At 67.7% G+C, this 20280-nt stretch carries 18 protein-coding genes; 2 read left to right on the forward strand and 16 right to left on the reverse strand.

Annotated features, from left to right (window positions below):
* Positions 1-13: 13 nt before the first annotated feature.
* The 12 genes from DK261_RS26470 to DK261_RS26525 all read right to left on the reverse strand — a co-directional run bounded on the left by DK261_RS26470 (position 14) and on the right by DK261_RS26525 (position 15085).
* Positions 14-1471 carry an NAD-dependent succinate-semialdehyde dehydrogenase gene (locus DK261_RS26470; protein ID WP_110176887.1) on the reverse strand — a complete coding sequence of 486 codons (1458 nt, stop codon included), beginning with the start codon at positions 1469-1471 and terminating at the stop codon, positions 14-16.
* Between the two features lie 258 nt (positions 1472-1729).
* Positions 1730-2887, reverse strand: coding sequence for an acetylornithine deacetylase (gene argE / locus DK261_RS26475; protein WP_110176889.1), 1158 nt, complete (start codon positions 2885-2887; stop codon positions 1730-1732).
* Positions 2884-4038, reverse strand: coding sequence for an FAD-binding oxidoreductase (locus tag DK261_RS26480; RefSeq protein ID WP_009049171.1), 1155 nt, complete (start codon positions 4036-4038; stop codon positions 2884-2886). The genes argE and DK261_RS26480 overlap by 4 nt, the downstream gene beginning before the upstream one ends.
* Positions 4035-5441 carry an NAD(P)/FAD-dependent oxidoreductase gene (locus tag DK261_RS26485; protein ID WP_110176891.1) on the reverse strand — a complete coding sequence of 469 codons (1407 nt, stop codon included), beginning with the start codon at positions 5439-5441 and terminating at the stop codon, positions 4035-4037. The genes DK261_RS26480 and DK261_RS26485 overlap by 4 nt, the downstream gene beginning before the upstream one ends.
* Positions 5423-5731 (reverse strand): (2Fe-2S)-binding protein, encoded by a 309-nt coding sequence (locus DK261_RS26490; protein ID WP_009049173.1) that lies wholly within the window; start codon positions 5729-5731, stop codon positions 5423-5425. The genes DK261_RS26485 and DK261_RS26490 overlap by 19 nt, the downstream gene beginning before the upstream one ends.
* Positions 5728-7569: an ABC transporter ATP-binding protein gene (locus tag DK261_RS26495; RefSeq protein ID WP_110176893.1), complete on the reverse strand. Its 1842-nt coding sequence runs from the start codon at positions 7567-7569 to the stop codon at positions 5728-5730. The genes DK261_RS26490 and DK261_RS26495 overlap by 4 nt, the downstream gene beginning before the upstream one ends.
* Position 7570: 1 nt before the next feature.
* Positions 7571-8446 (reverse strand): ABC transporter permease, encoded by an 876-nt coding sequence (locus tag DK261_RS26500; protein ID WP_028684087.1) that lies wholly within the window; start codon positions 8444-8446, stop codon positions 7571-7573.
* A complete protein-coding gene (locus DK261_RS26505) occupies positions 8443-9399 on the reverse strand; it encodes an ABC transporter permease (RefSeq protein ID WP_009049176.1) in 957 nt (318 codons plus the stop codon). The genes DK261_RS26500 and DK261_RS26505 overlap by 4 nt, the downstream gene beginning before the upstream one ends.
* A 48-nt stretch (positions 9400-9447) precedes the next feature.
* Positions 9448-11085 (reverse strand): ABC transporter substrate-binding protein, encoded by a 1638-nt coding sequence (locus DK261_RS26510; RefSeq protein WP_016705154.1) that lies wholly within the window; start codon positions 11083-11085, stop codon positions 9448-9450.
* 89 nt (positions 11086-11174) lie between these two features.
* The gene (locus DK261_RS26515; protein WP_009049178.1) at positions 11175-12449 is read right to left on the reverse strand and encodes an FAD-binding oxidoreductase; all 1275 of its coding nucleotides are present in this window, start codon (positions 12447-12449) and stop codon (positions 11175-11177) included.
* 42 nt (positions 12450-12491) lie between these two features.
* Positions 12492-13160: a haloacid dehalogenase type II gene (locus tag DK261_RS26520; protein ID WP_009049179.1), complete on the reverse strand. Its 669-nt coding sequence runs from the start codon at positions 13158-13160 to the stop codon at positions 12492-12494.
* 452 nt (positions 13161-13612) lie between these two features.
* Entirely contained in the window at positions 13613-15085 is a 1473-nt protein-coding gene (locus DK261_RS26525; protein ID WP_110176895.1) for an aldehyde dehydrogenase, read from the reverse strand.
* Positions 15086-15352: 267 nt separating this feature from the next.
* On the opposite strand from DK261_RS26525, the gene DK261_RS26530 reads away from it, so the two are divergent.
* Together DK261_RS26530 and DK261_RS26535 are read left to right on the forward strand one after the other, a co-directional pair.
* On the forward strand, positions 15353-16210 hold the full coding sequence (locus DK261_RS26530; RefSeq protein WP_110176897.1) for a GNAT family N-acetyltransferase: 858 nt from the start codon (positions 15353-15355) through the stop codon (positions 16208-16210).
* Between the two features lie 61 nt (positions 16211-16271).
* Complete coding sequence (locus DK261_RS26535) at positions 16272-16997, forward strand: cupin domain-containing protein (RefSeq protein ID WP_110176900.1); 726 nt, start codon at positions 16272-16274, stop codon at positions 16995-16997.
* Positions 16998-17075: 78 nt separating this feature from the next.
* Here DK261_RS26535 and DK261_RS26540 read toward each other — a convergent pair whose 3' ends face one another.
* The 4 genes from DK261_RS26540 to DK261_RS26555 all read right to left on the reverse strand — a co-directional run bounded on the left by DK261_RS26540 (position 17076) and on the right by DK261_RS26555 (position 20177).
* Positions 17076-17324: a hypothetical protein gene (locus DK261_RS26540; RefSeq protein WP_041983638.1), complete on the reverse strand. Its 249-nt coding sequence runs from the start codon at positions 17322-17324 to the stop codon at positions 17076-17078.
* Positions 17325-17519: 195 nt separating this feature from the next.
* Positions 17520-18419: a polysaccharide deacetylase family protein gene (locus DK261_RS26545; protein WP_028684093.1), complete on the reverse strand. Its 900-nt coding sequence runs from the start codon at positions 18417-18419 to the stop codon at positions 17520-17522.
* Positions 18420-18576: 157 nt separating this feature from the next.
* A complete protein-coding gene (locus DK261_RS26550; protein WP_016705148.1) occupies positions 18577-19263 on the reverse strand; it encodes a phosphoribosyltransferase in 687 nt (228 codons plus the stop codon).
* 23 nt (positions 19264-19286) lie between these two features.
* A complete protein-coding gene (locus DK261_RS26555) occupies positions 19287-20177 on the reverse strand; it encodes a universal stress protein (protein ID WP_016705147.1) in 891 nt (296 codons plus the stop codon).
* Between the last annotated feature and the right edge of the window lie 103 nt (positions 20178-20280).

Below are 20280 nucleotides of genomic sequence, written 5' to 3' on the forward strand. Positions count from 1 at the left end.
CGGTGCGGGCCGGTCACAGGCCGCCGATGTGGAAAGCCTTGATTTCCAGGTATTCGTCCAGGCCGTACTTGCTGCCTTCGCGGCCCAGGCCCGATTGCTTGATGCCGCCGAACGGCGCCACTTCCATGGAGATGATCCCGGTGTTGAGGCCGACCATGCCGAACTCCAGCGCTTCGCCGAAACGCCAGGAGCGGCGCAGGTCCTGGGTGAAGTAGTAGGCGCCCAGCCCGTAGGGCGTGGCGTTGGCGATGGCCAGCGCCTCGGCCTCGTCGTGGAAGCGCATCAGCGGCGCCACCGGGCCGAAGGTTTCCTCGTGGGCCAGGAGCATCTCGGGGCTGGCTTCGCCCAGCACCGTGGGCTGCACGAACTGGCTTTCGCCCTGGGGAACCCCGCCGCACAGCAGGGTCGCGCCCTTGCCCAGGGCATCGTCGATATGCCGGGCGACCTTGCTCACCGCCGCGGCATTGATCAGCGGGCCGATGCTCACGCCCGGCTCCAGGCCGTTGCCGACCTTGAGCTTGGCCACCTCTTCCACCAGGCGCTGGGCAAAACGCTGGTAGATGCCGTCCTGGACCAGGATGCGGTTGGCGCAGACGCAGGTCTGCCCGGCGTTACGGAACTTGCTCTGCATGATCCCGGCGATCGCCTGTTCCAGGTCGGCGTCGTCGAACACCACGAACGGCGCGTTACCGCCCAGCTCCAGGCTCAGGCGCTTGATGTGCTCGGCACTCTGGCGCATCAACAGGCGGCCGACCGCGGTGGAGCCGGTAAAGGAAATCTTGCGCACCGCCGGGTTGCCGGTCAGCTCTTCGCCGATGCCGGTCGGCATGCCCGTAAGCACGCTGAACACCCCCGCCGGAATCCCCACCCGCTCGGCCAGCACCGCCAGGGCCAGGGCCGACAGCGGCGTGAGGTCCGAAGGCTTGACGATGATCGGGCAGCCGGCGGCCAGGGCCGGCGCGCATTTGCGGGTGATCATCGCGTTGGGGAAGTTCCACGGGGTGATGGCCGCGCAGACCCCCACGGGCTGCTTGAGGGTCAGCAGGCGCCGGTCGCCAGCGGGCGCCGGCAGGGTGTCACCGCAGATGCGCCGCGCCTCCTCGGCGAACCATTTGACGAAACCGGCGCCGTAGCGGATTTCGCCCTGGGCTTCGGCGAAAGGCTTGCCCTGTTCGGCGGTCATGATCAGGGCCAGATCGTCGAGGTTGTCGAGCATGGCCTGGTACCAGCGCTCCAGCAGCTGTGCCCGCTCCGCCGCCGGGCGCGCGCGCCAGGCCGGCCAGGCGCGTTCGGCGGCGGCGATGGCCAGGCGAGTCTGCGCGCCCTGCAGGGCCGGCACCCGGGCCAGGCATTCGCCGCTGGCCGGGTCGAGCACCGCCAGGGTCGCGCCATCGTCGGCGGCCACCCACTGCCCGTCGATATAGGCCAGTTCCACCAAGAGGCTTGGGTCTTTCAAACGATTCTTGAGCATGGTCGAGTCCTGTTCCGAGACAGCCTCCAGTCTAAGCAGGCGCCACAGCCCAGGATGCTGAAAGCGCCGGGCCGACAGCGTCGGATGCTGAAAAACGCGGCGGCGCAGCAGGCTCTACCGAGCACATGAACAGCGCCCTGTAGCCACTGGCGCAGCCGTCGCAAAACAGATAACCACGGTGCGTCAGATCGATCCGGGATACAGGCTTGGCGGGCTAGCGCCCGATCGCAGCCTCCGGCAGCGGCTACAGGTGACCGCTCAACGTTTCAGGGAACCCAGCAGGCCTTCGAGAAAACGCTGGCCGGCATCCATCTGGCTGACCTCGATGAACTCGTCGGGCTTGTGCGCCTGCTCGATGGAGCCCGGGCCGCAGACCACCACCGGGATGTCCAGACGCTGGCTGAACAGGCCGCCTTCGGTGCCGAAGCCAACCTTGGCATAGCCGGTGCCCCGCGCGGCGAAGGCGTGGAGCAAACGCACTGCCTCGACGCTCGGATGGGTTTCCAGCCCCGGGTAGACATTGAGGGTTTCGATCTCGATGGCCGCCACCTCGGAGACCTTGCGGGCCTCGCGAACGATCAGCTCGGCGCGTTCGCGCATCTGTTCGAGGAACTGCTCGAGATCGTCCGCCGGCAGGTTGCGCACCTCGAAATCCAGGGTGCACAGGTTCGGCACTATATTCAGCGCCTTGCCGCCGCCGATCTGCCCGACGTGCACGGTGCTGTAGGGAATGTCGTAGTCGGCATCGCGCGCGCCCTGCTCGCGCAGACGCTGCTGGCTGTCGCGCAAACCGGCGATGAAATCGCAGGCCAGGTGAATCGCGTTGGCCGCCAGCGGCGCCAGGGAGGAATGCGCTTCCTGGCCACGGCAATAGGCGCGGTACGACCCCTTGCCCTTGTGCCCGAGCACGAACTGCATGCGCGTGGGTTCGCCGATCAGGCACAGGAACGGCCGCACCGGCGCCAGGTGCAGCACGTCCAGCAGGCGGCGCACGCCGACGCAACCGATTTCCTCGTCATGGGACAGCGCCAGTTGCAGCGGCCGGCTCAAGGTGCTGTCGGCGGCATCGAGCATGGCGTCTATGGCCAGGGCGATAAACCCCTTCATGTCGCAGCTGCCGCGCCCGTAGAGGCGCCCGCCTTGCTCGGTGACCTGGAACGCCGGCAGGGTCCAGGCCTGGCCGGCGACGGGCACCACGTCGGTATGCCCGGACAGCAGGATCCCCGGCAGCTCCCGCGGCCCGGTGCTGGCGAACAGGTTGGCCTTGCGCCCGCTTTCGTCCTTGACGATCAGCGACTCGATGCCCTTGCCCAGCAGCAGCTCGCGCACGTATTCGATCAGCGCCAGGTTCGACTCCGAGGACACGGTGTCGAAGGCGATCAGGCGCTTGAGGATCTCCAGTACCCGGGGTTTCATGAGGCCTTGCTCCGTTGTGCGGTTGTGCCGGCGAAGCGGCGAATCGAAAAGGGCTCGATCGGGGTGCTGGTGCTGCCAGTGGCGATCAGCTCGGCCATCACGTCGCCGACGCCCGGGCCGAGCTGGAAGCCGTGGCCGCAGAAGCCGAAGGCGTAGTACAGGCCGTCGACCTGGCCACTGGGACCCATGATCGGCAGCGAGTCGGGCAGATAACCTTCGATGCCGCTCCAGACGCGGATGATGTTGAGGTTGCCGACGCCCGGCAGCAGCCGGCGCATCTGCTGGATCTGGTTGAGGATGCTGCGCGGTTCGACCTGGGCGCGCCGTGTGAGCATGTCCGGTTTGCTGCGGTAGCCGCCGCCGATGATGATGTTGCCGCGGGGAATCTGGCGGAAGTAGATCACCTCCTCGGGGATCTTGGTGTAGACCCCGATCACCGTCGGCAAGGCGTAAGGCACCGGCTCGGTGACCGCCATCTGCGGGCCGTTGGTGTCCAGCGGCACCGGCTCGCCGAACTGCTCGGAGAGTTTCTGGCCCCAGGCGCCGGCGGTGATCAGCAGACGCTCGGCGCTGAACTGGCGGCCGTCGGTGGTGCCGACCCGGAACCCGCCGCCGACCTTCTGCACCTCGGCCACTTCGGTGCGCTCTTCGATCCGCGCGCCGGCGCGCACCGCCGCCCGGGCAAAGGCCGGGGCCGCCAGGCGCGGGTTGGCATGGCCGTCATGGGGCGCGTAGGAGCCGCCCTTGACGTCCGGCCCGAGGAACGGAAAACGCTCATGCAGCTCGCGGCCGCGGTAGATCTTCAGGTCCAGCTGCCGCGCCTCGGGCGCCGCGGCATAGGCCTCGAGCTCAGCGATCTCGTCCTCGCGGTAACACACCCGCATATGGCCGCTGGCGATGAATTCCAGGTCGTCGTCGATCAGTTCCGGCAGGCGCCTCCACAGGGCCCAGGAACGGTTGGCCAGCTCCAGCTGGCCGAGATAACGCCCCTGGCGCCGCACGTTGCCGAAGTTCACCCCGCTGGCGTACTGGCCGATCTGGTCGCGCTCCAGCAGGGTCACCGACTGGCCGCGCTGGCGCAGGAAAAACGCCGCCGCCGAGCCCATCAGGCCGCCGCCGACAATCAGTACATCGGACTGTTGCACCGTCATGGCGTCACCTCCCCGGTGAGCATCGAAAGGGGCTTGACCGGGGCCTGGCCTCGCTGCCGGCCCACCTCCTGCACCGCGACCCCGGCCGCGGCGGCGATCACCTCGGCCCCGGCCTGGGAACAGTAGCGACCCTGGCAGCGGCCCATGCCGACCCGGCTGAAGGCCTTGGCGCGGTTGACTTCGCAGGCGCCCTTCTCGCGTACCGTGCGCCGCAGTTCGCCGGCGCTGATCATCTCGCAACGGCAGACGATGGCGGTGTCCGGCAGCGCCTCGGCCTGGGCGCTCGGCCAGGGAAAGGCCTGGGCCAGGCCGAGGCGGAACTGGTCCATCACCGCCAGGGCCTGGCGCTGTTCGTCGCGTTCCGCGGCGTTGACCGGCAGTTGCAGATCCTCGAGCAGGGCCAGCGCCGCGAGGCGCCCGGCGTGTTCGGCGGCGTCGGCGCCACGGATCTTCGCCCCGTCGCCGGCGGCATAGACCCCGCTGACACTGGTGCGCCCGGCCTCGTCGAGCTCCAGCAGCCACTGGCTGGACGCCGGGTCGAAGGCCAGGCGGCAACCGGCAAGGTCGGCCAGCTGGGTTTCCGGACGCAGGTGATAGCCCAGGGCCAGGGCATCGCACTCGACATCCAGGCTGTCGCCCTTGGCGGTCTTGACCTGCACCAGGCTGACCCCGCCCAGGGCATCGCCCAGCACCCGGACCGGCTGGATCCCCAGGTGCACCGGCACCCGGGCCAGGCACAGTTGCGCCAGCAGCTTCATGCCGGTCCAGAGCAATCCCGGGCGTGCCAGCAGTTTCGGCAAGGCGCCGATGCGCTTGCCCAGCGACGAGGTGTCGAGCACCGCGGCGACCTGCGCCCCGGCCTTGAGGTACTGGCTGGCCACCAGATACAGCAGCGGCCCGCTGCCCATGAACACCACGCGGTGACCGATGGACACCGACTGCGCCTTGAGGGCGATCTGCGCGCCGCCGAGGCTGTAGGTGCCCGCCAGTTGCCAGCCTTCGAGCGGCATCAGGCGGTCGGTGGCGCCGGTGCAGAGGATCAGCGCGTCATAGTCCAGGGTGAAGTGCCGGCCCTGGCTGACGCAGCACAGCTGCCCGGGGGTCAGGTTCCACACCAGGGTGTCCGGGCGATAGTCGATGCGCGGGCGCAGGCGCTCGAAGCTGTCGTGCAGGGCCCGCGCCTTGTGCGCTTCGCTGCCGTACAGGGTGGCGTAGTCGCGGCGAAAACCTTCGGGCTGGCGGCGGTAGATCTGCCCGCCGTCGCGACGGTTCTCGTCGACCAGGGTCGGCACCAGGCCGGCCGCCAGCAGGGTTTCGGCGCAACGGACACCGGCCGGGCCGGCGCCGACTATCACGACCCGCGGCGCGGCGCCGGACGGGATGTTCAGCCGTGCAGTGGCCATACCGCCTCCGGTTGTGTGGTGAGGATATCCAGGCCCTCGCGGACCTCGCTGGAACAGGCGCGCAGGCGTTCGCCGGCACGGGTCCAGACCCAGCAGTCCTGGCAGGCGCCCATCAGGCAGAAGCCGGCGCGCCGGCCGGAATCGAACTCCGACTGGCGCAGGGCCGTCCCCTGGGTCAGCAACGCCACCATCAGCGTGTCGCCCTGCAACGCCTCGATCGGCGCACCATCCACCCACAGTCTGACCGGCGCCCGTTCGCGCTCGCCCAACCGTACAAAACGCCCCTTCATGCGTAGGCTCCCTCGGTCATGCCATTGAAGTTCTGTTGGCTCTGCAGCAACTCGCCGCTGTCGCGGTGGCAGAGAATCTCGCTGCCGCCGTCGATGGCGCGGCGGTTCGGCGCGGTGCGGTTGCACAACCCGTCGATGCGCACCGGGCAGCGATTGAGGAAGGTGCACAGCTCCGGCACGTTGGCCTTGGCGCCGATCGGCGGCAGGCTGGCGCAGGTGCTGCCGCAGCTTTCCAGCCAGCCCTGGCGCAGCTCCGGCACCGAGTGAATCAGCAGGTCGGTATAGGGATGGAACGGCGCCTGGGCAAAGGCCGCGCGGCTGCCCGCCTCGACCTTGTGCCCGCTGTACATCACCACAATGTCGTCGCACAGCGCGCGCACCGTGGAAATGTCGTGGCTGATGAACAGGTAGGACACCCCCAGTTCCTGGCGCAGGTCGCGCAGCAATTCGAGAATCGCCGCCCCAACCACCGTATCCAGGGCCGAAGTCACCTCGTCGCAGAGGATCAGGTCGGGCTTGGCCGCCAGCGCGCGGGCCAGGTTGACCCGCTGTTTCTGCCCGCCGGACAGCTCGCTGGGCCGCCGGTCCGCGAGATTGCGCGGCAGCCGCACCAGGTCCAGCAGTTCGTCGATGCGCTGGCGCAAGGCCGCGCCCTTGAGGCCGAAATACATCTTCAGCGGCCGGCTGAGAATGGCGCTGACGCTGTGCATGGGGTTGAGCGCGGTGTCGGCGTTCTGGAACACCATCTGGATCCGCCGGAACTGCTCGTCGGTGCGGCTCGACAGGCTGCAGCCCAGGGGCTGGCCGTCAAAGCTCAGCTGGCCCAGGGCCGGGCTCAGCAAACCGGCCACCACCCGCGCCAGGGTCGACTTGCCGGAGCCCGACTCACCGATCACGCCGATGGCCTGGCCACGGCGCACGGTCAGGTCGATGTCCTCCAGCACGCGGATCATCGGCATGCCTTGCAGGTTCTTGTTGCCGTAGCCGGCGGTCAGGCCCTTGATGGTCAGCAGCGGCTGGTCCTCGGCGATATCGCTGGGCGGGCGAATGGTCGAGTCCGGGCGCGCCGCCGCCAGCAGGCTGCGGGTGTAGTCGTGGGCCGGGCCCTCGAGCAGCGGCGCGGTGGCGCTCTGCTCGAGGATCTGGCCGCCGTTGAGCACCACGATCTGATCGGCCATCTGCGCCACCACCGCCAGGTCGTGGGACACATACACCGCCGTCGCTCCGCGTTCGCGCACCACCCGCTTGAAGGCCCGCAGCACGTCGATCTGGGTGGTGACGTCGAGCGCGGTGGTCGGCTCGTCGAGGATCACCAGCAGCGGGTCGCTGATCAGCGCCATCGCCGCCATCACCCGTTGCAACTGGCCGCCCGAGACCTGGTGCGGGTAACGCTGGCCGATGTGTTCCGGGTCCGGCAGGGCCAGGTCGCGGAACAGTTCGATGGCCTTGGCCTCCAGGTTGGCGCGGCTGTCCAGGCCATGGATCAGGGCGCCCTCCACCACCTGGTCGAGGAGTCTTTTCGCCGGGTTGAAGGCCGCCGCCGCGCTCTGGGCAATGTAGGACACGCGATTGCCGCGCAGGCCCTGCAACTGCTCCTCGCCCAGGGCCAGCATGTCATGTTCGCCGACCCGCACCACCCCGGACGCCAGGCGGCAACCGCGGCGGGCATAACCCAGCAGGGCCAGGGCGATGGTGGTCTTGCCGGAGCCGGATTCGCCGATCAACGCCAGCACCTCGCCCTGCTCCAGGGCGAAGCTCACGCCCTTGACGATCTCCACTTCGCCGCTCTCGCCGCCGGCGACCACCCGCAGGTCTTCCACTCGAATCAACTGGCTCATCTCAATGACCTCCCGGACGGCGGCTGCGGCGCGACGAGATCCTGTCGATGAACAGGTTCACGCCAATGGTCAGGGTGCCGATGGCCAGCGCCGGGATGACGATGGCCGGCGCGCCCTGGTTGAGGCCGCCGATGTTCTCGCGCACCAGCGAGCCGAGGTCGGCGTCCGGCGGCTGCACGCCGAGGCCGAGAAAGCTCATGCCGCTGAGCAGCAGGACGATGAAGCCAAAGCGCAGGCCGAGGTCGGTGAGCACCGGGTTGAGCATGTTCGGCAGGATCTCCACGCAGGCGATGTACAGCCGGCGCTCGCCCCGGGTGCGAGCCACCTGCACATACTCCAGGGCCTCGATATTCACCGCCAGGCTGCGGGCGATACGGAACGCCCCGGGGGTGAAGCTCAGCACCGCGGTGCACACCAGCAGCACCACCGAGGAGCCGAAGGCCGAGACCATGATCAGCGCCAGCATCTTGCTCGGGATGGAGATGAAGGCATCCATCAGGCGGCTGATGACTTCATCCAGCCATTTCGGCGCGACCACCGAGAGCAAGGCGCAGGCGGTGCCCAGGCCGCTGGCCAGGACCGCGGAAATCAGCGCCAGGCCGACGGTGAACCGCGCGCCCACCAGCACCCGGCTGAGCATGTCGCGGCCCAGGTAATCGGTACCGAACGGATAGGCCGCGCCCATGGCGTCGAACACATTGGCGGACACCACTTCGCCCACCGGGTGTGGCGCCAGCCAGGGGCCGAACAGCGCCACCAGCAGCCACAGTACACACATCGCGGCCCCGGTCAGGCCGAGCCAGGACGGCCCGTGGGACACCTTGCCAAGCGCCAGGTCGGGCGTGGCAGGCGTCGACTTCAGCATGAGATTGCTCATTGGTTTCTCAGCCTCGGATTGGAAAGAATCGCGCACAGGTCGGCAATCAGCACCAAGCCCAGGTAGGCCGTGCAGAACAGCATGGTGCAGGCCTGGACCAGCGCCATGTCGCGGTTGGTCACCGCGTCGACCATCAGGCTGGCGATCCCGGGATAGTTGAAGATGGTCTCGACGATCACCACCCCGCCCAGCAGGTACGACAGGCTCAGCGCCACCGCGTTGGCAATCGGCCCGATGGCGTTGGGCAAGGCGTGGCGCAGCACGATGCGCACCGGGCTGACGCCCTTGAGCCGGGCCATTTCCACGTAGGGGCTGTCGAGCTGGTCGATCACCGCGGCGCGGGTCATGCGCGCCATTTGCGCGACGATGACGAAGCACAGGGTCATCACCGGCAAGGCGTAGGTGCGCAGGAACTGCAGCGGCGAGTGGGTTTCGCTGGCGTAGGACAAGGCCGACAGCCAGCCCAGGTTCACCGCGAACACCAGCACCGCCAGGGTCGCCACCAGGAACTCCGGCACCGCCACCAGGGCCAGGGTGATAAAGCTCAGGACGCTGTCCAGGCGCCCGCCGCGGCCCATGGCCGAGCCGATGCCCAGGGTCAGCGCCACCGGCACCGAGACCACCGCGGTCACCGCCGCCAGCATCAGGGTGTTGGGCACCCGCCCGGCCATCAGTTCGCTGACCGGCATGGCGTTGGACACCGAGGTGCCCATGTCGCCGGCCAGCAGGCTGAGCAACCAGTGCAGGTAACGCACCACACCGGGCTGGTCCAGGCCCAGTTTCAGGCGCAGCGCCGCCACCTGTTCCGGCGTGGCGAACTGCCCCAGGGCCTGTTGCGCCGCGTCCCCCGGCAATACCGCGGTGATGGCGAACACCACCATGGAGACGATCAACAAGGTCACGACCGCGGCGCCCATGCGCCGCCCGATCAACCACAGTGTGTTGCTATTCATCGCCCTTCCCTCCTGCCTTGCAGCTCCGACGGAACCCGCTTTCGCCCCTCACGCGTCCAGCCACACCTGCTCGGCGAACATGTAGCCCATGAAGCCGCCCAGGGGGTTGCTGCCATAGCCCTTGATACGCTGGTCGACCCCGTCGATGTTGCTGATGAACACCGGGATGCCGATGCCACAGTGGTCGTGCACCAGGGTCTGCATGTCGGCGTACATGGTGCTGCGCTTGGCGTCGTCGGTCTCGCCGCGGGCCAGCATCAGCAACTGGTCGAACTGCTCGTTCTTCCAGCCCGACTCGTTCCATGGCGCGCTGGACTGGAAGAACTGCGAGAAGATCACGTCGGCGTTCGGCCGCGGGTTGATGTTGCCGAAGCTCAGCGGGTGCTTCATCCAGTGGTTGGACCAGTAGCCGTCGCTGGGCAGGCGGTTGACGTTGAGGGTCAGCCCGGCCTGCTTGGCCGACTGCTGCAGGAGCACGGCGATGTCCACCGAGCCGGTGGCGGCCGGCGAGGCCACCAGCGGCATGCTGACCTTCTCCATGCCGGCCTTCTTCAGCAGGAAGCGGGCCTTTTCCGGGTCGTACACGGTCTGCGGCAGGTCGGCGTTGTAGTAACGCGAACCGGGCGCGATCGGGTGGTCGTTGCCGACCACGGCGTAGCCGCGGAACACCGCGGATTTCACCTGTTCGCGGTCCAGCAGGTGCTTCAGCGCCTGGGTGAATTCCGGGCTCTGGCCAGGCAACTGGTCCTGGCGAATGATCAGGTCGGTGTAATTGCCCGACGGCGCGTCCACCACCCGGTGCCCGGCGCTGGCGGCGATGCGCGCGGTGGAGCGCGGGTTGACCTCGTTGATCAGGTTGACATCGCCGGAGAGCAAGGCGTTGACCCGCGAAGGCTCGTCGGCGATGGCGATGAACTCGATCTCGTCCAGGTACGGCAGGCCCGGCTTCCAGTAGTTCGGGTTGCGCGCGGAGACCGAACGCACGCCCGGCTTGAACTCCTTGACCTTGAACGGCCCGGTGCCGATGCCCTGGCTGAAGTCGGTGGTGCCTTCGGGCACGATCAGCAGGTGCGAGACCGCGAGGATCGACGGCAGCTCGGCGTTCGGCGCCTTGAGGCGGATCTGCACCTCATGGGTGCCGGTGGCCTTGATCTCGGCGAACTGCTCCATCAGCGGCATGACCTTGGAGCCGGTGGCCGGGTCCTTGTGCCGCGACAGCGAGAACACCACGTCGGCGGCGGTCAGGCCCTTGCCGTTGTGGAAGGTCACTTCCTTGCGCAGGGTGATGATCCACAGGGTGGCGTCGGTATTGTCGATGCGCTCGGCCAGCTCCAGCTGCGGTACCAGGTGGCTGTCGAAGCGGGTCAGGCCGTTGTAGAACATGAAGTGCCGCACATAGTCGGTGGACAGTGCGCCCCGGGCCGGGTCGAGGGTGTCGGCGGTGGAACTGGACATGCCGGCGACGCGGATGCGTCCGCCCGGCTTGCCCTTGCCCGGCGCCGCGCTGTCGCTGGCGAGCAAGGTGCCGGCACTGCCGAACAGGCTGCCGGCGCCCGCGGCGGCGACACCGGCCACGCCAAGCATGCGCAAGGCACTGCGGCGGGACATGCCACGGTTCAGGCCCTCGAAAACCCGCAGGCTTTCTTCGCCGGAAATCAGTTGCGGATCGACTTTGTTGTCAGTCATAGCAGTTCTACCTGTCGAATAATGAGAAGGCTCGAGTGCTCGCGGTTGACCGGAGCGTCCTGGAAACGCAAAACGACGGTGCAGCAAACTCAGTGCAGATAGTCCTGGAAGCGGTAGTAAGCCCCTACCAACGGCAGGAACCAGGGCTTGCCGAAGTGCCCGGGAATCGCCGGCCACGCCAGGTCTTGCCAGGGGTTGGCGCTGGCCTTGCCGTCCATGACCTCGGCCATGACCTGGCCCATGTGCACCGACATCTGCACGCCATGGCCGCTGTAGCCCATGGCGTGGTAGATGCCGTTGCGTTCGCCGGCCCGGGGCAGCCGGTCGCTGGTCATGTCCACCAGCCCGCCCCAGCAGTAGTCGATCCCGACCCCGGCCAGTTGCGGGAACATCTGCACCATGGCCGCCTGCAGCACCTTGCCGCTCTTGGCGTCGGAGCTGGGGCTGGACATGGCGAAACGCGCCCGGCCGCCGAACAGCAGGCGGTTGTCCGGGGTCAGGCGGAAGTAGTTGCCGATGGTGCGGCTGGTGACATAGGAACGCTGGTGCGGCAGCAGCCGCTCGACCAGGGCTTGCGGCAGCACCTCGGTGGTCACCACGAAGCTGCCCACCGGCACGATGCGCCGCCGGTACCAGCCGAGGTCGCCATGCTGGCAGGCGCCGGTGGCCAGCAGGATCTGCCGCGCCTGCAACGAACCGCGCGCGGTGTCGAGCCGGTAGCCGCCACTGTTGCCCTGCCAGCCTTTGACCGCACAGTCCTGATAGATCAGCGCGCCATGGCGCGCCGCCGCCTGCGCCAGGCCGACGCCGAAGCGCCCGACATGCATCTGCACGCCGTTGCGCTGCAACAGGCCGCCGTGAAAACCGGCGGAATCGACTTCGCCGCGCACCTGCTCGGCGGACAGCAACTCGACATCGGCATCGACCTCGCGGCGAATCAGCTCGCAGGTGCGCGCCAGCCCTTCGTAATGCAAGGGCTTGGCCGCCAGCTTGAGCTTGCCGTTGCGCTTGAGGTCGCAACCGATGCCCTCCTGCTCCACCAGCGCCACGACGCTCTGCACCGCCCGCTCGTAGGCCTGGTAATAGGCCCGCGCCCGCTCGGCGCCGAGGCTGGCGCTGAGGGCGGCATAATCCTGGGCCACCCCGGTGTTGCACTGGCCGCCGTTGCGCCCGGAGGCTTCGCCGATCACCCGGCCGGCCTCCAGCACCACCACCCGGGCGCCCTTCATGGCCAGCGCGCGGGCCGCGGACAACCCGGTGAACCCGCCACCGACGATCGCCACGTCGACGCTGTCCGGCAACGCGCCGGCCTGTGCCCCGGTGAACGCCGGCGCACTGTCGAGCCAATAGGATTCACTGCCCATGCCTGACTCCCTGACCATGCCTTGAAGAGCGCCCATGACCGATCAGAGACCGACCAGCGCGGCCAGGCCGCCGATGTCGGGGATCTGCTGGTAGCCGTAGATGGCGTTGGCCGGCTGTTCGTGGCCACGGGCGACGAAGGCCTTGTGCTTGATCTTCATGTCGTGGGCCGGCATCAGGTCGTAACGGAAGCTGGAAGACACGTGGAGGATGTCTTGCGGGCCGCAGCCGAGGTTGTCGAGCATGAACTCGAAGGCCGCCAGGCGTGGCTTGTAGGCCTGGGCCTGTTCGGCGGTGAAGACCTTGTGGAACGGCGCGCCGAGCTTGTCGACGTTGGACATGATCTGGCTGTCGCTGGCGTTGGAGAAAATCACCAGGGGGATCTTGTCGGCGATCTTCGACAGGCCGGCCGGCACGTCGGGATGGGGGCCCCAGGTCGGCACCGCGTCGTAGTACAGCTGGCCTTCGTCACGGTACTCGACGCCCCAGCGTTTGCAGGTCCGCGCCAGCGCGGTCTTGAGGATCTCGTCGTAGGGCCTCCAGTCGCCCATCACCTGGTCCAGGCGATAGGCCGAGAAGTCCTTGACGAACTGGTCCATCTGCTCGGGGCTGACGCGGTCGGCGAACAGCTCGCGGGTCATGGTGCCCATGTGGAAGTTGGTCAGCGTACCGTAGCAGTCGAACGTAATGAATTTGGGACGAAGAAAGCTCATTGAGTGCGGTCCTGAAGTTCGTTGAGGTCATGGCGTGACACGCAAGAGCGCGGCTGCCGGAGCCCTGATGCAGCGTTGCAATCACAGCTTCATTACAACACCGTGAAATCAGCAGATGGCGTTAAAAGCGCGGGCTGCTCGATACAAACCACCGTTTTTCGGGGTGCCCTCAGCAGACTTTGCGGGGCGCGCCAGCCTTGGGCAAAGCCCGTATTCATGCGCTTTTATGGACCTTTTCCAGCCTCTGGGGCTCAAGCCAGGGCCCGACCGCCGCAGAACCTGCGCCGCCCCAACAAAAACGGGCGCCCCCGTCTGGAAGCGCCCGTTTCGCTGAATCGCAGAGTGTGTCCCGGTCAATCCCCAACCGGTGGCGGCCGGCCTTCGGCCGCGCCGGAAGGTTCAATGCATACTTCGTACCGCCCCGCTCAGCCGCCGCCCGCCGGTCATGGCTTTCAGCCGGCGATATCGATCAGCACGCTCTTGAAGCGCAGGTTGGCCTCGAAGGCTTCGCGCCCCAGGTCCTTGCCGATGCCGGAACGCTTGTAGCCGCCGGTGGGCAGGATGTAGTCGTTGCTGCGCCCGTAGCGGTTGACCCACACCGTGCCGGCCTCCAGGCGCCGGACCAGGCGCAGGGCGCGGTTGATGTCGGCGGTGTGCACCCCGGCGGCCAGGCCGTAGGTGGCGTGCTCGGCCAGGCCCAGGGCCTCGGCTTCGTCGTCGAAGGCCTGCACCGTCAGCACCGGGCCGAAGATCTCCTCGCAGACCGCCGGGTTGCTGTTGTCCAGGCCGGTCAGCAGGGTCGGCTGGTAGTAGGCGCCGCCCAGGCCATCGAACAAGCCGCCGCCACAGAGCACCTCGGCGCCGGCCTGGCGCGAACGCTGGACGATGCCGTCGATGCGGTTGGCCTGCTGCCGGGAAATGATCGGCGACAGCGTGCTGGCCGACGACCAGGTCGGCCCCGGGCGTAATTGTTCGAAGTACGTCCGCAGGTGCTCGACGAAGGGCTGCATGATCGAGCGTTCGATCAGCAACCGCGAACCGGAGACGCAGACCTGCCCGGCGTTGCCGGTAATGGCCATGGCCACGGTGCGCGCGGTCCTGGCGATGTCCGGTACGTCGGCGAACACCAGTTGCGGGCTCTTGCCGCCCAGCTCCAGGGTCACCGGCTTGGGCCCGACCAGGGCACAGGTGGACATGATGCTCGAACCGGTGGCGGTGGAGCCGGTAAAGGTCACCTTGGCCACCCGCGGATGGCGACACAGGGCATCGCCAGTGACCCGGCCGTCGCCCTGTACCACGTTGAAGATGCCCGCCGGGATCCCCGCTTGCAGCGCCAGTTCGGCGAACCGCAGGCTGGAGAACGGCGTCAGTTCCGACGGCTTGAGCACCACCGCATTACCGGCGGCCAGGGCCGGGGCGACTTTCCACGAGGCCATGCTCAGCGGGAAATTCCACGGCGCGATGGCGGCGATCACCCCATAGGGTTCGGCGATCTGCATGCCCAGGCGGTCGGTCTGGGTGGCGGCCAGCGAACCGCCGTGCTTGTCCGCCAGCTCGGCGAAAAAGCGGATGCCTTCGGCGACATAAGGAATGTCCCAGGCGATCACGTCCTGGTGCGGACGGGTCGAACCCACGGCCTCCAGCGGCGCGAGGATCGCCGCGTCGGCTTCCACCAGGTCGGCCCAGCGCCGCATCACCCGCGCCCGCTCCCGGGGCGGACGGCTGGCCCAGTCGGAGCGGGCGAATGCCTGCCAGGCGTTGTTCACCGCCTCGTCCACCCATTCGGCGTCGGCGATCGGCAACTGTCCATAGGCCTGGCCGTCCGACGGGCGCAAGACTTCCAGCCCGGGCGCGGCGTCGCGGTACTGGCCGGCGATGAAATGAGCGCTGCGCACAGCGACAAGACGAGGATCGAAGCTATCCATGGAGCACTCCACTAAAGGCGGCAATAAGGTCGGCGAAGGCCGGTCCGGAAGGTAAAAACCAGGCCTCCATCCTAGGAAAAAAGCGCAAGCATTTGCTGCCGACCTTATGCCCCTTTTAAGTAGTTACTGTGGTCTGCCGGCCGCTCTTTTAGGGATTCTGCCGAATCGCTGCCGGGCTCTTGCCAGGTCTCGGCGCAGATGGGATACAGGCGCATCGCCGCACAGCAAAGCCGGCGATCGCGCTTATCTTTTCCACGGAGTCTTGCCATGTCCGCCACCCCTCGCCCCGCTTATGTGTATCGCCCGATGACTGTCGCCGACCTGCCGGCGGCCCACGCCCTGTCGGTGCAATTGAAGTGGCCCCATCGCCTGGAAGACTGGGCGATGTTGCAGCGGGTCAGCCAGGGCTTCGTGGTGGAAGACGGCGAGCGCCTGATCGGCAGCGCCTTCGCCTGCCTCCAGGGTGACTACGCCACCATCGGCCTGGTGATCGTCAGCAACGACTACCAGGGCCAGGGCATCGGCCGCACCCTGATGGAAAAGGCCCTGCACGCCTGCGGGTCGCGCACGCCGGTCCTCAACGCCACCCTGGCCGGCGCGCCGCTGTATGCCAGCCAGGGCTTCGTCGAGTTCGGCATGATCCAGCAGCATCAGGGCCAGGCGCAGGCGCCTGAGGTCGGCGCCCTGCCCGCCGGCGAAAGCTGCCGGCCGCTGCGCAAGGCCGACCGCCTGCGCCAGCTGAGCCTGGCCAACGCCGGCAGCGGCCTGGACCGCCAGCAGGTGCTGGAAGACCTGTTCGCGGTGGTCGAGCACGGCGTCGGCATCGAGCGCGACGGCCAGTTGCGCGCCTTCGCCCTGCTGCGGCCGTTCGGCCGTGGGCGCTGCATCGGCCCGGTGATTGCGGAAACCCCCGAGCAGGCCCGGCAGATGATCGCCAGCCTGCTGAGCAAGGTTCCCGATGCCTTCGTGCGCATCGACATTCCGGCCGACTGCGGCCTGGCCGACTGGCTGCAAAGCGCTGGCCTGAAACAGGTCGACCAGGTCGCGCAGATGGCCCGCGGCACCCCGCCCCGGGCGCTTGGCGGCGTTCGCCAGTTCGCCCTGGTGACCCAGGCCATCGGCTGATCCACAACGCCGCGGGCGCCCGCCGCGCGGCACCTTTTCCACTTCCCAGAGAGTCATCTGTATGTCCACACCCGCCGCTTTGCTGCTGGCAGGCGCCGACGGTCGCTTCGACGCCAGCCTGTTCACCCCCGCTGCCCTGGGCAGCCACGACCCTTTCGGCGCCGATCGGCTGGTCGCCTACAACGGCAGCGACGGGATTGCCGCCGGTGTCGTGCGCACCAGCGCCAGTTTTGCCATCGAGGATTTCCCCCACATCGAAATGCTCGTGGTGCACGCCGGCAAGGTGCTGCTCCACAGCGCCGAGCCGTCTGCGGAACCGGCCCTGGAACTGGCCCCGGGCGCCAGCGTGGTGATCGGCCGTGGCAGCACCTTCAAGCTCGAGGCCGAACCCGGCACGCTCTGGGCCTTCTGCGCAGTGAAACGCGCCGCCGCGGGCGCCGAACCGGGCCTGACGCTGCTTGACCCGCGGGCCATGCTCTCGCCTTCGGCGGCCCCCGAGCCGCAGATCCTGATCGGCCCGGAACCGCAATGCCGCTCGCGCAACGCCTTCGAGGACGACACCTGCGACCTGCGGATCGGTGTCTGGGACTCCACGCCTTACCGTCGCCATGGCCGGCCCCACAAGCTCCATGAGCTGATGCACCTGGTGGAAGGCAGCGTGACCCTCGAGGGCGCGGATGGCAGCCGACTGACCGCCGGCCCCGGCGCTACGCTGTTCGTTGCCCAGGGCACGCCCTGCGCGTGGCACAGCACGGCCTATGTGCGCAAGTTCTATGCGGTGAAGTAACGCCCGGCACAAACGACAACGGCGCCCAAGGGCGCCCAAGGGCGCCGTTGTCATATCGGGCGAAAACCGCCCTGCGACTCAATCGTCATCGTCGTCATCGTCACGGTCGCGACGATAGCGCCCGTCCTTGTCCCGCCGGTCGTAGCGGCGGTCGTAACGGTCGTCGTCATGATCGCGGTCGCGGTAGTAGTCGCGGTCATAACGACTGTGGTCGCGCCAGCGGTCATGGTCGCGATCGTAGCGCCGGCCGTCGTCCCAATGGGGGTAGCAGCCACCCAGCAGCAGCGTGGAGCAAAGGGTCAGGGTGAGTGTCGCGAATCGCTTCATGGGAAGTGTCCTAGAACCTGGGTCAGAACGATGGGTTGGCAAAGCTGCCCGGCAACGCGCCGGGCCCTGTGCGAACCGGCGGCGCCGGCGCCTGCAACCCCCCATGTGACTGTAAAACCAGAGATTTATTCGATCCTGGCAAGGCACTGGCGGACCGACGGTCATGTCTTGTCCCATGCGAACGGTCACGCCTGCTCAATGGGAATTCCTGTCCCACAGCCAGTTCCATAGCCCCGGCAACCGCACCGGCTGCTCGCTGCTGCTGACGGTGCGGGCCATGACCGCCCGTTGCAGCGCCGCGGTATCGTCGTAGAACGGCTTGGGCGCGGTCCGAAGGCCATTGGCCTGAGCGCTGTCGAGCAAGATCTGCAGGTATTCCCGGGTATGCCGGGCGGTGTAGCGATTGAGGTCGTGGAAGGTCACCACCACCGGGATCGCTCCGTCCACCGTCGGCAACTGGCCCAGGGCAATGCGTTCGCGCACCTCCGACAGCTGGCGCAGCATGTTGGCCCGGCGCCGTGGGCTGGCGTTGAAGCCCCAGACCTTGCCGTCGTTGGCGCTGAGGTCGGTCAGCAACACATGCAGGCCATGCCGTTGGTAGGCGGCGAAGGTGCGCTTGTCGTAGTTCCAGAATGGCGGGCGCACCAGGTTCGGCGGCACGCCGGTGATCAGCGCGATATCGGCGCTGCCGTCGTTCAGGGACGTCTCCAGCTCCTGCGGGTCGAGCGAGCGATGGTTGGTGTGCCTCGGCGTGGCGGTATGAAAGCCCAGCACATGGCCCTCGGCGTGCTCGCGGGCCATTATCCGCCGCCCGATGTCGCTGCCGCCGGCCCGCGAGGCGCGGGTCTGGACGAAGAACACCGCCTTGATCGCCGGTTGCAGCGGGTTGTCGAGCAGGTCGTCGAGCACCCGTTCGGTCGGGTTGTAGAGGCTGGAAGCGCTGGGGCCGTCGTCGAAGGTCAGCAGAAAGCGGATCGGCGCCTGAACGCGCAAGCGTTGCTCGGTCTGCGCGGTCATTTCGATGGGGGCAGCGATGCAACCGGCCAGGCCGGCGGCGAGTAGCACTGCGCAGAGAACCTTGAAGCCTCGTTTCATGTTTTGCCCTGTGTCGGACCGTTGCGGTCGTCACCTCAATGGCAAAAATCCCTCGCCCATGGATCCCTCGCCCGGCCTGCACGCAGCGCCGGGCACAGCTTGGAGGGGCAACCAGGGTTTTGGTTCCGGGGCGCCCGGTTTCAGGCCGCCGAGACGCTCATGCAGCAGCGCCTTCGCACGGCCGCTGCCAGGCGCGCTGCAGCAGTTCGATCACCTCCTCGTCCGAGGTCTGGGCAAAGTCCGCATAGCCGTTGCCGATCGACACGAACCACAGCGGGGTGATCGGGCAGATCAGCTCGTCGACCTCGAAACTCAGGGTGTCCACGGTTTCCTGCGGCGCCAGGGGCACGGCCACCACTATCCGCGCCGGGTGCTGCAGGCGCGTGGCCTGGACCGCGGCGTGCATCGAGGCACCGGTGGCCAGCCCGTCGTCCACCAGGATCACCACCTGGCCACGCAGGTCGGGCGCGGGCCGGTCGCCGCGGTAGACCCGATCGCGGCGCTGCAACTCCTGGGTTTCCCGCTGGGTTACCGCTTGCAGCGCGGCATCACCGATGTGATGACCGTTCAGGACGTCCTGATTGAGGATGCGGATGCCGCCGCTGGCGATGGCGCCCATCGCCAGTTCTTCATGACCGGGCACGCCGAGCTTGCGCACCAGCATCAGGTCCAGCCGCACCTCCAGGGCCCGGGCGATTTCCCAGGCCACCGGCACCCCGCCCCGGGGCAACGCCAGCACGATCACCTCGGGCCGGCGACTGTATTTCTGCAACGGCGCGACCAGCCCCTGCCCGGCGGCCTGGCGATTGCGCAAGGTCATCTGCAATGACGGATATTCGCTCATGTCTCACCTCCCCAGGCGCCCGGCTACAGCGCCAGCAGGCTGCAGGGCAGCTGATACAGCGCGTGCTCGGTGGTGCTGCCCACCAGTTTCTCCAGGCCCTCGCGATGCACACGGCCCATGACCAGCACGTCGGCCTGGTTCTCGGTGACGAAATTGGCCAGCACCGTAACCGGCTGCCCAAGGATGAAATGCCGCCGTTCCTCGGGCACGCCGTAGCGCTCGGCGAGTTCGAGGAAGGCTTTTTCCAGGGTGACCCGCAGTTCCCGGGTCAGGTCCGCCAGCACCAGGCCACCGCCCCCGGCATCGCCCAGGTAGACCGACGACACGTCATAGGCGTGCAACAGGTGCAGCTCGGCATTGCACTGCAGGGCCAGGCTGTTGGCTTCGTGGATGATCCGGTCGTTGAGCCCATTGTGCTGGTACTCCGGCCGCGACGGGTCGACCGCCGCCACCACCATCTGCGGCAAGGTATGGCCGTGGCGGCCCATCAGGTACAGCGGGACCGGGCACCGGCGCAGCAGGTGCCAGTCCATCGGCGTGAGAAAGGCGCGTTTGAGCGCCGGTTCGTGCTGCACGTCCTTGATCAGCAGGTCGGGCTGGATTTCCGCGACGTGCTGCAGGATTTCCTCCAGCAGGTCGTCGGCCCAGGTCACCTCGCCGTTGACCGTGACGCCATGGCCACGCAGCCGATGCACCTCCTCCTGCAACCAGTTCTGATGTTCCAGGCGATAACGTTCGCGCGCCTCATTGCGCACGTGGTGCTCGAACAGGGAAAGAATCGACACCGGCTTCAGCAAGGCCGCGATATGCAGGGTCGCGCCGCTGGCCTTGGCCAGGGCGGCTGCACGCGGGATCGCCGGGGATTGGCGCATTGCCGGGTCGATGACCAGCAACAAGCGTTGGTACTGGCTCATGGCGCACCTCCAGATAGGCTGGACGCCCACGCCGGCCACCGGCGCCTCTTTATAAACGCCGGTGCGTCAACGCCGGATCGAACGCCAGCATGACTTCAGACTT

This window comes from Pseudomonas sp. RW409 (assembly GCF_003184125.1).
Classification (GTDB): Bacteria; Pseudomonadota; Gammaproteobacteria; order Pseudomonadales; family Pseudomonadaceae; genus Aquipseudomonas; species Aquipseudomonas chlororaphis_I.